The sequence below is a fragment of the Aquimarina gracilis genome (genome assembly GCF_035285365.1).
Taxonomy (GTDB): Bacteria; Bacteroidota; Bacteroidia; order Flavobacteriales; family Flavobacteriaceae; genus Aquimarina; species Aquimarina gracilis.
Genome location: NZ_JAYKLX010000003.1, coordinates 534744 through 547724, shown reverse-complemented (window position 1 = coordinate 547724; position 12981 = coordinate 534744). Strand labels below are relative to the sequence as shown.

Here is a 12981-nt window from a genome sequence, read left to right as displayed (position 1 = left end):
ACTTTTAGTCTATCATTGCTTTTTTGAGTTCTTAATAATTCAATAACTCTTCAATTTTTACTTTTACTTTTGCCGTTGAAGGGATCATCGTTTGCTCCAAAGTACTATTTAAAGGAATTGCTGGCATATTTTCTGAACCTATCGTCATTACAGGAGCATCAAGGTATTTAAAACATTCTTCCTGTATTTTTCCAGCCAAAGCTCTTGCAAAAGAATTGTTAGTTGGTTCTTCAGTTACTACCAAACACTTTTTAGTTTTCTTTACAGATTCCATAATAGTCTCTTCATCCAAAGGATGTAACGTTCTTAAATCTATAATTTCTACTATATCTTGTATATCTTTTGTAGCATTCAATGCCCAATGAACACCCATGCCGTATGTAACCACAGTCATTGTTTCTTTTTCATCCTGAGGCCAAATGCGCTGTACAATATTTGCTTTACCAAAAGGTAAAATGTAATCTTCTGAAGGTTCAATTGTTCTGGCTGCGTCTGTTCCTTTTACTTTTGACCAATACAACCCTTTATGCTCAAAAATTACAACAGGGTTTGGGTCATAATACGCAGCTTTCATCAATCCTTTTAGATCTGCTCCATTACTAGGGTACGCAATTTTAATTCCTCGAATATTGGTTACTACAGATTCTACAGATGAGGAATGGTACGGCCCTCCACTTCCATAAGCTCCAATGGGAACTCGTAAAATCATAGATACAGGCCATTTCCCATTAGAAAGATAACAAGACCTACTTACCTCGGTAAACAACTGATTAAGTCCCGGCCAAATATAATCTGCAAATTGTACTTCGACAATTGGTTTCAATCCAACTGCAGACATCCCTACTGTAGATCCAACAATAAATGCTTCTTGAATAGGTGTATTAAACACGCGCTCATCGCCAAATTTTTGAGCCAGTGTCGCAGCTTCTCTAAACACTCCCCCTAATCTTCCTCCAACATCCTGACCGTACAACAAACACTCTTTATGCTTTTTCATTAGCTCCTCAACAGCAAAAAGTGCACAATCCACCATTACAACTTCTTCTTTATCAGATGGCAATCGATCTCCTTTCTCTTCTACAACCGGAGTCGGTGCAAAATCATGAGTAAATAGATCTTCTGGTTTGGGATCTTCGGCTTTCATGGCCTCTTCGAGATCTTTTTCTACAATGTTTTTTGCATTATCTTCAAGTTTCAGAACTTCTTCTTCAGTAAAACCATTCTCTAGTAACTGATTTCGTAAAACAGGATATGGATCTCTAGATCGTGCTTCATCAAGGTCATCTCGATACCATTCCATACGTACTCCAGAGGTATGATGATTCAGTAACGGAACTTTAGCATGCACCAACATGGGTCTACGCTCCTCTCTAATTGTTTGAATTATTTCTTGTATCGCCAGATAACTTTCTGTAAAATTAGCACCATCTATAGCGATGGCATCCAATCCATTAAACCCTCTGGCATATTCAAAAGCGTTTTGTGCTCTTGTTTCGGCTTCGTTTGCAGAAATATCCCACCCATTATCTTGTACCAAATACAAAATAGGAAGTTGTTTTAATGCCGCCATTTGAAAAGCTTCTGCAATCTCACCTTCGGTGACTGAAGCATCCCCCAATGAGCATACTACCAACGGTTTTTCCTTTATTTCTTTATCATTAAGTCCAACTAATTCTTTGTACTGCATTCCCAAAGCTACTCCAGTAGCTGGAATTGCCTGCATCCCCGTCGCGGAAGATTGGTGTGGTATTTTAGGTTTATCGTCATCTCGTAAACTTGGATGCGAATAATAGGTTCTTCCTCCAGAAAAAGGATCATCTTTTTTTGCCAACAATTGCAACATCAAATCATAAGGTTTCATCCCAATACCAAGCAACATCGCATCATCTCTATAATACGGAAATGCAAAATCCTGGGGTAACAATTGCATGGCCACTGCTATTTGTATTGCCTCATGACCACGAGATGTAGCATGTACATATTTAGAAACAACCTTAAAATTCTCTTCATACAACTCTGCCATTGATTTTGCCTTGCAAAGCGTTAAAAATGCCTCTTGCAGTACTTCTTTGGCAATTGTTTTTTCAGCTAACATATTATTAATTTTTGATATACGATTTATGAATTATTCATTTTATTGATTGAGCATCAGTCAAGCCGAACTTGTTTCAGCTTCTTATCCTACCTCACTGATAATAAACTCTAGAGATCCTGAAATAAATTCAAGATGACACTAATTTCAATATTAAGGGTGATAATGAACAATTAAACTCTATCATTTGTAAATCCAAATTCGTAAATTCTTCTTATCCAACTTTTTCTTCTACATCTACCGGAATGATCCAACCGTGATCATCTTCTCTTTTCTGAGTTTTGATTTCATCAAGAGTAGTTTTCATATCTAGGCTTACAGGATTATGATCTGGTAAAGTAATCACCTCATCCTTATATCCAATAGCTTCTACCATTGCTATGGCAACTGCAGTACCCGTTCCAAAAGCTTCTTCTAACTTTCCTTCTTTAGAAAATTGAATTACCTCATCGATAGTAATAGGACGTTCTTCAACCTCGAAACCTTTATCTTTTAATAAAGTGATCACACTATCTCTTGTTATTCCCTTAAGAATAGATCCATTGGTACTGGGGGTAATAAACTTACCATCAACCTTAAAAAAGATATTCATAGTGCCCACTTCTTGCACATATTTATGTTCGTTGGCATCCAACCATAACACCTGATCGTATCCTTTTGCTTTTGCTTTTTCTGTGGGTAATATGGCTGCAGCATAGTTTCCCGCTGCTTTAGCTTCTCCGGTTCCTCCATCTGCTGCTCTTATAAACTCAGTCTCGGCATACAACCTAATTTTCTTAGTAAAAAACGGACCGGCCGGAGAACAAATCACAATAAATTTATAACTCGTAGCGGCTCTCATCCCAATAAATGGTTCATCGGCATACATAAATGGTCTTAAATACAAGGCACTACCGTCTTGCGGAGGGATCCAATTATGCTCTACTCCTACAATTTGCTTCACAGCTTCGACAAATAATTTCTCGGGAACCGTAGGCATTCCCATGCGAACAGCACTATGATTAAATCGTTTAGCATTTTCTTCAGGTCTAAACAAAAGTGGGGTCTTTTCTTGCCCTACTGTTGCTTTCATGCCTTCAAAAATTGCTTGACCATAATGCAAAGCCATTGCCGCTGGATGCGTAGGAATCATCTGCAAAGGTTCGATACGAGGGTTTTGCCAATTTCCATTTTCATAATCACAAACAAACATATGATCGGTGAATACTGTCCCTAAAGGAATATTTTCAAAATCAATGTGTTGCAATCCCGAATTTGAAGTTCTTGTAATTTTGATCTGCTGTTCCATTTTTTGTTATTGTTTTGGGCGCATCCCTTTGGGTCGGGCTATTCGCGCTACATGGTAGCCTGCTTCTATCCCTTGCGCATATCTTTTAGTTCTATTTTTCTATTATTATCAAATGCTTCCAGTTCATCTCCTACTTTACGTAAAAATGATCCTCCTAAAAACCCATCGACCACGCGATGATCAAAAGACAGGGATAGATACATCATACTTCTTATGGCAATCTCATCCCCTTTTTCGGTAGTAATTACCTCTGGTCTTTTCTTAATGATACCCAAGGCCAAAATGGCTACTTCGGGCTGATTGATAATAGGGGTTCCCATCAAGCTTCCAAAAGTGCCCACGTTAGAAATGGTAAAAGTGCTTCCTCCTATCTCATCAGGTTTCAAAGCATTATTACGTGCATTATTGGCTAGATGATTTACCTTTTTTGCCAATCCAAGAAGGTTCTTTTCGTCAGCGTTCCTTACTACGGGTACAATTAAATTTCCGCTAGGCAATGCCGTAGCCATCCCTACGTTAATCTCGTCATGTACCACAATTTTATCTCCATCAACAGATACATTGATCATCGGATATGCCGCAATCGCTTTTGCTACAGCTTCTACAAAAATTGGAGTGTAGGTTAGTTTCTCCCCATACTTTTCTAAAAACTCATTTTTAACCGCATTTCTCCAATTCACAATATTGGTTACATCTACCTCGATATAACTAGTAACGTGCGGAGAGGTATGCTTAGAATAGACCATATGATCTGCTATCATCTTTCTCATACGACCCATCTCTACAATACGATCTTTCCCTTCAACAAAATTTATTGGAGGGGTATTATATGTTGACTTTGGAGTTATAGTCTGAGGTCTACTAGGTAGAGGATACTTTCTGTTCTTGAGGTATTGTATGATATCGCTTTTGCGAATGCGACCTCCTTCGCCAGTTCCTTCAATACTCTGAACCTCTTCAATACTTAAGTTTTCTTTTTTAGCGATATTAATTACCAGAGGTGACAAGAATCCGTCATTATCTCCTGTATTTAATATTCTGAAATCACTATTGGTAGTAGATTTTGTTTTCGTTTGCACTAATGGATTCGGTTCTTTTTGAGTACTCTTTTCGGGTTGAACCTCATCAGACGAAGAAGTTTTAGAAACAACTTCACCGTCGGCATCGATTACGGCAATGACCGTTCCTATCTCGACCACCTCATTAGGTTCAAATCGTATTTCAGAAATCACCCCATCACAAGGTGACGGTACTTCAGAATCTACTTTATCTGTAGCAACTTCAAGTATCGTTTCATCTTCTTCTACAGAATCACCAACTTTTTTCAACCAATTTAAGATGGTTGCTTCTGAAATACTTTCGCCCATCTTGGGCATTTTTAGTTCTACTATTGACATTTTGGTTAACTAATGTTCGTTAGTTTTGTTTTTATACTTTATTATTTATTTTGTCATTCTAGTCCAGGCAAGAATCTACGGCCTTATACATTTGGATCCCAGATCAAGTCTGGGATGACAAAATTTGTTTTATTTGTTCTTAAATTCTTCGAGTGTTTTATAAAAAGCTTCTTGTGTTGGTCTTTCGTTTGGAACCTCTCTTAATGGTGCTACCTCTTGCAAAGAATCAAAACAATCTGCAGGCAATTGTTGATACAACTTGGTACCTTTAGTTTTCCATGCAATCATTTCATCACTTACCTTCTTGATTACTTTTGCTGGGTTTCCCACAATTAAGCTTCGATTAGGAAAAACTGTATTTGCTTTTACAAATGACATAGCACCAACAATACATTCGTCTCCAATCTCGGCATCATCCATAATCACAGTATTCATACCAATAAGACAATTACGGCCCAAATTTGCACCATGTATTACTGCACCATGCCCCACATGGGCACTTTCTTTCAGCACTATCGACTTACCGGGAAACATATGCACAGTACAATTTTCCTGGACATTTACTCCATCCTCAAGAATAATTTCTCCCCAATCGCCACGAATAGCTGCTCCCGGGCCTATATAACAGTTTTTACCAATAATTACATTACCAGTTACTGCCGCTAACGGATGAACGAAACTACTCTCATGAACAACAGGTACATATCCTTTGAATGAATATATCATTTGAACCTTTTTAAAGTTTCTTTTGTAAACTCACTCAACACCAATCGCCCGCTAATCACCGCTCTTTCAGCCAACAAAGCATCCCAGTCTTCAGTTCCTTGCCAAAATACTTTTTTCATTTCACGCATTGCTTCCGGGTTATAGGTACATAAGTGCTCCGCAAAAGCTTGTACTTCGGCATCTAATGTTTTGATATCTTCAAAAACATGAGTAAACAACCCTTTATCTCTCGCCCATTCGGCGCTATAAAACGTATTGGCATCTATCGCTATTTGAGACATTGCAGATAATCCAATTTTACGTTCTACAGCGGGTCCTACCACAAAAGGTCCAATACCAACATTAAGCTCGCTTAGCTTAATTTCTGCATATTTGGTTGCCATACAATAATCGGTCGCCGATGCTACTCCAACTCCACCTCCAACAGTCTTTCCTTGTACCCGACCAATAATAAATTTTGGGCATTTGCGCATCGCATTAATCACATTGGCAAACCCCGAAAAGAATACTTTCCCTGTGTCGGCATCAGTGATATTTATTAATTCTTTAAAACTGGCTCCTGCACAAAATGTACGATCTCTTCCGCTTTTAAGAACAATTACTTTTATCTCATCATTATTACCAGCATCGGTTATTGTTTCTGCCAATTTTGCCAGAATATCTCCCGGTAATGAATTGTGAGCAGGATGAAAGAACTCTATAGTTCCTACTGCATTCTCTACTTCTATATTTACGTATGGTGCTGTCAATTTTATTTTATTAAATTTTACAATATTCCAAATTGTTCAAAATGGTGATTAAAATGTTTTGAACTCAATAAATCCCATTCGAACTTGTTCATTTCTCCGAAAACCGCATTTTTGGTTATAGCTTCCGGATCTTCTTTGAAATAAGTTTCAAACTCATCATAAGCTTCTAGTAACTTAGCTTTGGCAGTAGATAAATCCTCATATTTTAAATCTTCCAACGTTCCTTTTTTCATTAAAGGATGGTTATGTTCTTTAGGCATTGGTCTATGGTTATAAATCATTTCCTGAGCCCTTTCTAATTTATCTTCAGGAGTTGCGACTTCAAAACCCTGAATCTGGCCAGCGCCAATTCTAATAGTATACTCTAAATGTTCTACCATATGCTGCGGGGTCATCGTTCCCCAATTGGGTTTTAAATCTTCCGTTAACTTTGCTAAAAATCTTTCGATATTTGATCTGTCGATTTTTACAAATGGTGATTTTTTCTGTACCATCGTCAAAATGGTTGCTATTGCAGCCAATTCATCTTCTTGATCAAACACCTCTACAAACCATTTTACAATGCCGCTTGGCAATTCTTTACCTCGATGATCGCGATCTATTTTTTGTTTACATGTTAATCTTACATATACAGTATCGTTATGGTATATTGGTCGTAAGAACCTACATTCTTCTAGACCATAATTAGCCGCTACTGGTCCTTTGTTAGGATATACAAATAACCCTGCGGCAGCTGCAAGAATAAAATACCCATGAGCTGTACGCTTTTCAAAAATACTTCCATCTAAAGAAGTAATATCGGTATGCGCATAGAAGTGATCCCAGGTAAGGTTTGCAAAATTAATAATATCTGTATCGGTAACTGTTCGTTTATGGGTTTTAAGAGACATTCCTGGTTCTATATCTTCCCAGTAATATGCAAACGGATGTTTTTCTGAAGATTTATAAGCCGAATTTGCTTGGTAAATACCGGTAACTTCGGTCAAGGTTGTTGGAGTTCCTTGTACTGCACATCGTTGCATATAATGCTTGATACCGCGTATACCTCCCATTTCTTCTCCACCTCCAGCACGACCAGGCCCCCCATGAGTTAACATAGGTAATGGAGAACCATGACCTGTACTCTGTCTGGCGTTTTCTCGATTTCCAACCAAAATACGTCCGTGATGAGAAGCAGCCCCCACTACAAATTCCTTAGCGATCTTATCATCATAGGTAAAGATAGATGATACCAATGACCCTTTTCCCATATGTGTTAAAGCAATAGCATCATCCAAAGTATCGTATGGCATTATAGTAGATACCGGTCCAAAAGCTTCAATAACATGAGCCTCAGTATTCTTGAATGGATTATCTTCTCTCAAAAGAATTGGTGATACGAATGCCCCCTTTTGAGCATCGGCACCAACAGTTTCTATTCTATCTAAATCGCCATACACCAATTGGGCAGTTTTGGCAATCTCTGAAACATTATTTCTGAAGCTGTCAACTTGCTGTTTACTAGCTAAGGCGCCCATTCTAACTTCTTTTAGTCTTGGGTCACCTATAACAACCTTATCCAGTTGTTGTCCTAAAGCAATCTGAACATCTTCAACGCGATCTGCAGGTACAATTATTCTACGAATAGCTGTACATTTTTGACCGGATTTCACAGTCATTTCTTTTCGTACTTCTTTAATGAACAAATCAAATTCTGGTGTTCCAGGTACAGCATCTTTTCCTAATACCGAGGCATTCAAAGAATCTGCTTCCATAGTGAATGGCACAGACTCTTCTATCAATCTTGGATGTGCTTTTAACAATCTACCCGTATGAGCAGAACCTGTAAAAGTAACAACATCTTGAGATTCTACGGTGTCTAATATATTTTTGGTCATCCCGCTTAAAAGCTGCAAAGAACCTTCGGGAAGAATTCCTGAATCGATGATTACACGAACCACTGCTTCTGTTAAATAAGCCGTTTGGGGAGCGGGTAATACTACCGCAGGTACTCCTGCCATCCAATTTACGGCACATTTTTCTAGCATCCCCCATATTGGGAAATTGAAGGCATTAATATGTACTGCTACTCCTCTTTTAGGCACCAAAATATGATGTGCCATAAAGCGCCCACCTCTTGAAAGATCTACTGGGTCTCCTTCTACGTGATATGGTTGATTAGGGAATAGTTTACGCAAAGAAGCATTTGCAAATAAATTACCAAAACCTCCTTCAATATCAATCCAACTATCTACTCTCGTAGCTCCGGTTCGATAGCTCAACTCATAAAACTCTTCTTTTCTTTTGGTAAGGTAAAGCGCCAATTTCTTAAGCATATTACCGCGTTCCTGAAACGTCATTTTTCTAAGAACTTCTCCTCCTTTAGTTCTACCATATTGTAAAACTTCGGGAATGTCCAGGCCTTCTGTAGTGGCTCGACCAATAACCTCACCGGTAACAGCATCATGCATTACAAGTCCTTCACCAGAACCTGCAACCCATTTACCATTGATATAACTTTCTAATATTTGCATGGATTAGAGATTTATGTTTTCAATTACACAAGCATATCCTTGTCCTACGCCAACACACATAGTAATTAGGGCATATCGTTTGTTTTGTTCTTGTAATTCTAATGCTGCAGAATATGCAATTCTGGTTCCAGTAACGCCAAGTGGATGACCAATAGCTATTGAACCTCCGTTGGGATTTATTCTTGGGTCATCATCTTTTAACCCCCATTCGCGTATACAGGCTAAAGCTTGTGATGCAAAAGCTTCGTTAAGCTCGATAACGTCAACATCATTCATAGTGATCCCTGCTTTTTCCAAAGCTTTGTTAGATGCTTGAACCGGCCCAATACCCATGATTCTAGGTTCTACACCAACTACGGCAGAACTTACTATTCTTGCCAAAGGTTTCAGATTATATTTTTGGACTGCATCTTCTGAAGCAATAATTGTTGCCGCAGCACCATCATTCAATCCCGAAGAATTTCCAGCGGTTACGCTTCCATCCTTTTTAAAAGCAGGTCTTAACTTAGCCAATACTTCTTTACTTGTAGATGGTTTTATAAATTCGTCTTTAGAAAATAATATTGGATCTTTTTTTCTTTGCGGAATCTCGACTGTAGTGATTTCTTTTGCTAATCTTCCGGATTCATTAGCTTTTGTAGCTTTCATTTGGCTCCAATACGCAAATGCATCCTGATCTTCTCTTGAAATATTATATTTCTCCACTAAGTTTTCTGCAGTATTACCCATACCATCGGTTCCATAAAGATCATGCATTTTTTGATTTACAAAACGCCAACCAAAACTAGAATCATACATTTTGGAATCATTCCCGAACGCCGAAGATGGCTTTGCAATTACATAAGGACCACGAGTCATGTTTTCTACACCTCCTGATATAAAAAGATCTCCATCTCCTGCTTTAATGGCTCGATTTGCATGGATAATTGCTGATAAACCAGAACTACACAATCTATTTATAGTTTCACCAGGCACTGTAAAAGGTAGACCGGCTAGTAATAATGACATGCGAGCTACATTGCGATTGTCTTCGCCTGCCTGATTAGCACAACCCATGATCACATCGTCATAAGCCTCTTTAGGAATATTTGAATTTTTTTCTACCAATTTTTCTATGACTAAGGCTCCTAAATCGTCTGTTCGCACAGCAGACAGGGTACCTTTATAACTTCCAATTGGAGTTCTTATTCCATCTATGATATATGCTTCTTTCATATTAATTCTTACGTATTTTACTCCCAATCTTTACTGGTTCGATATACAACTCCTTTAAATAAGGCTACTATTTGCTCTCCTCTTTTAACCTCAACAATATTGAATCCTATTTTGGTTTTTGCAATATCTGTCACGGCTTCTGCAGTCAAATAATCGCCTTCTTCCAAAGCTTCTATATGATTGATCGATGTTTCTATAGACACTGCATACTTACCATGTGTATTGGCAGAAAACCCAAAGGCCGTATCTGCCAAACTATATGAAATCCCGCCATGTGCCTTACCCATACTATTTAACATCTCTTTTCTCACAGTCATACCCACTTTACATTTTCCTTTTTCAACTTCCAGAACCTCGATCCCTAACCATTGACTAAAAGGGTCCAGAGACAACATTTTATGAGGAATAGCTTCAGATTTTATTGTCATACTACTTGCCTGCTATGTGTTCTATATTGAAAAATCTTTTATTCTCTCTATTCATTTTTCTAAGTAAAGGGCTACATCGATAGCGGTCTTCACGATATTCATCATACAACTTATCCAATGTATTTACGCACCAGTCGATTCCTTTAGCATCTGCCCACGACAGTAATCCTTTAGGGTAATTTACACCTTTTGTCATTGCATTATCTATATCTTCGGCAGAGGCAATATTCCAAAACAAGGCATCAGCAGCCTCATTGATTAACATCACCAAAACTCTTTCAAAAATATATTGAGCAAGTATCTCATCTTTTACAGGTTCGGGATTTTGGCTTCCTTCATTATAATCATAATACCCTTTTCCGGATTTTCGGCCTAGATAACCGGCTTCAGACAATCTTTTTTGGGTAAATGAAGGTTTATATCTTGGATCATAATAAAAGGCTTTGAATACAGTTTCAGTAACTGTGTAATTCACATCATTCCCAATAAAATCCATTAATTCAAAGGGGCCCATTCTAAATCCTCCCAGAGTTTTTAAACTCCAGTCTATGGTGGCAACATCAGCTATACCTTCTTCCAAAACGCGAAGAGATTCTCCATAAAATGGTCTAGCTACACGATTTACAATAAAACCGGGCGTATCTTTTGTCAAGGCAACCACTTTTTTCCATCCTTTTATGATCTCTATAACCTCATTAGTTACTTCCTGAGAAGTTTGCACAGCGGGAATTACTTCTACCAACTTCATTAAAGGAGCCGGATTGAAAAAATGAATTCCGATACATCGTTCAGGGTTTTCCAAAGCTGATGCTATAGAAGCAATAGATAGCGAAGAAGTGTTTGATGCGATAATTGCATTTTTTGAAACATAATCTTCTAATGCTGCAAATACTTTCTTTTTAATTTCAATATTCTCAATAATAGCTTCTATAGTGAGATTGGCATCTCCTAAATCTTTTAAATTATTAACATGAAATATATTTCCTTGAATACGATTCTTTTCATCTTGGTCAATTCGTCCTTTTTCTACCAAACGAGCAAGAATCTTTTCTAATGTACTTTTACTTTTTTCTAAGGCTTCTTCGTTGGTATCAAACACTTTTACAGTACAACCGGCTGTAGCGGCCACTTGTGCTATCCCACTTCCCATGGTTCCTGACCCTATTATACCTACAATCATATTTTTGATTTAAGAATTACGACTGACGATTTTAGATTTTCTGCTCCAAATTCATGCTTCGTAAATCGTACATTTTTATTTACCTTTAAAGACAGGTTTTCTTTTTTCTATAAATGCATTAACTCCTTCTTGATAGTCATCACTTTCGGCTGTTTCGATTTGTAAATCAGATTCCATAGCCAATTGTTGTTCCAGGTTATTTGTCATAGACTCATTCAACAATCTTTTTGTTAGTCCAAGTGCTTTTGTTGGCATTTTGGAAAGTTGATTCGCAAGCTTATTCACTTCTTCTTCAAAAGTTTCAGAAGAAAATACCTTGTACAACATTCCTAATTGTTCTGCTTCCTTTGCACTTACTTTGTCACCAAGCATCATAAGCGCAGAGGCTTTTTGAAAACCAATTAATCTTGGTAAAAAGAAGGTTCCTGCACTATCTGGAATCAGTCCTATTTTACTAAATGCCTGAATAAAGCTTGCCCCTTCAACGGCTACTACGATATCACAAGCCAATGCGATATTAGCGCCAGCTCCAGCTGCAACTCCATTAACCGCTGAGACAATAGGTTTTTCTATAGCTCGTATTCGTTCAACTATTGGATTATAATGCTCTTCTAATATTTTTCTGAAACCAGGATTTAATTCTGGAGAAGTAACTTCATTAAGATCTTGACCCGCACAAAAAGCTTTTCCGCTACCAGTTAATACGATTGCCCTTACCTCTCTATTTGTTTCACAATCATCTAAGGTTTTTTGCAAAAGCAAAGCCATTTCTCTATTAAAACTATTAAAGGTTTCAGGTCGATTAAGGGTAATTTTAGCAATATTGTTTTCTATCTTTAATTCTATTGAAGGCATTTTATTTTACTTTAAGCATTTAAAATAATCAAAGGGTTCTAAGCAATCTTCACATTGAAACAATGCTTTACAAGCGGTTGATCCAAATTGACTTATCAATTTTGTGTTCTTAGAGCCACAGTGAGTACATTTCACTAATTTTTTATTTCCTAGTAGTGCTTCTTTATCTGCGTTTTCTTCTAAAGGAGCCGCAATACCATAATCTTCAAGAGCTTTTCTCCCTTTTGGTGTAATCCAATCTGTAGTCCATGCTGGCGATAATACCAAGGATACTTTTGCTTTTACATCAACTTTTTCAAAAGCATTAATGATATCATCACCTATGACATCCATAGCCGGACAACCACTATATGTTGGTGTAATCTTGATCTCAACTACATCATTTACCCATTGCGCAGATCGCACTACTCCCATATCCATAATCGATAGTACGGGAATTTCGGGATCATGTACCTTTTCTAAAATAGGTACTAGCTGCGGATCAATATGTTGCTCTAAATCGATTGTCATTGCTTTTTATAGATTCCAACCTTTGCTG

Annotated in this window: 11 protein-coding genes; all 11 read right to left on the bottom strand. The window is 37.7% G+C overall.

Annotated elements, in window-relative coordinates:
- Window positions 1-31: 31 nt before the first annotated feature.
- On the bottom strand, window positions 32-2095 hold the full coding sequence (locus U6A24_RS08335) for an alpha-ketoacid dehydrogenase subunit alpha/beta (RefSeq protein ID WP_324179488.1): 2064 nt from the start codon (window positions 2093-2095) through the stop codon (window positions 32-34).
- Window positions 2096-2306: 211 nt separating this feature from the next.
- Window positions 2307-3380, bottom strand: a complete 1074-nt coding sequence (locus tag U6A24_RS08330; protein ID WP_324179487.1) for a branched-chain amino acid aminotransferase — start codon at window positions 3378-3380, stop codon at window positions 2307-2309.
- 65 nt (window positions 3381-3445) lie between these two features.
- Window positions 3446-4777 (bottom strand): dihydrolipoamide acetyltransferase family protein, encoded by a 1332-nt coding sequence (locus tag U6A24_RS08325; protein WP_324179486.1) that lies wholly within the window; start codon window positions 4775-4777, stop codon window positions 3446-3448.
- A gap of 129 nt (window positions 4778-4906) precedes the next feature.
- The gene (locus U6A24_RS08320) at window positions 4907-5503 is read right to left on the bottom strand and encodes an acyltransferase (RefSeq protein ID WP_324179485.1); all 597 of its coding nucleotides are present in this window, start codon (window positions 5501-5503) and stop codon (window positions 4907-4909) included.
- Entirely contained in the window at window positions 5500-6252 is a 753-nt protein-coding gene (locus tag U6A24_RS08315) for an enoyl-CoA hydratase/isomerase family protein (RefSeq protein WP_324179484.1), read from the bottom strand. Before U6A24_RS08315 ends, U6A24_RS08320 begins: the two co-directional genes overlap by 4 nt.
- Window positions 6253-6269: 17 nt before the next feature.
- Entirely contained in the window at window positions 6270-8765 is a 2496-nt protein-coding gene (paaZ, locus tag U6A24_RS08310; RefSeq protein WP_324179483.1) for a phenylacetic acid degradation bifunctional protein PaaZ, read from the bottom strand.
- Between the two features lie 3 nt (window positions 8766-8768).
- Window positions 8769-9980, bottom strand: a complete 1212-nt coding sequence (gene pcaF / locus U6A24_RS08305) for a 3-oxoadipyl-CoA thiolase (protein ID WP_324179482.1) — start codon at window positions 9978-9980, stop codon at window positions 8769-8771.
- Between the two features lie 17 nt (window positions 9981-9997).
- A complete protein-coding gene (locus U6A24_RS08300) occupies window positions 9998-10408 on the bottom strand; it encodes a PaaI family thioesterase (protein WP_324179481.1) in 411 nt (136 codons plus the stop codon).
- A gap of 1 nt (window position 10409) precedes the next feature.
- Window positions 10410-11588 carry a 3-hydroxyacyl-CoA dehydrogenase NAD-binding domain-containing protein gene (locus U6A24_RS08295; RefSeq protein ID WP_324179480.1) on the bottom strand — a complete coding sequence of 393 codons (1179 nt, stop codon included), beginning with the start codon at window positions 11586-11588 and terminating at the stop codon, window positions 10410-10412.
- Window positions 11589-11663: 75 nt separating this feature from the next.
- Complete coding sequence (locus U6A24_RS08290) at window positions 11664-12443, bottom strand: enoyl-CoA hydratase-related protein (protein WP_324179479.1); 780 nt, start codon at window positions 12441-12443, stop codon at window positions 11664-11666.
- Between the two features lie 6 nt (window positions 12444-12449).
- Window positions 12450-12953, bottom strand: a complete 504-nt coding sequence (gene paaD, locus U6A24_RS08285; RefSeq protein ID WP_324179478.1) for a 1,2-phenylacetyl-CoA epoxidase subunit PaaD — start codon at window positions 12951-12953, stop codon at window positions 12450-12452.
- Between the last annotated feature and the right edge of the window lie 28 nt (window positions 12954-12981).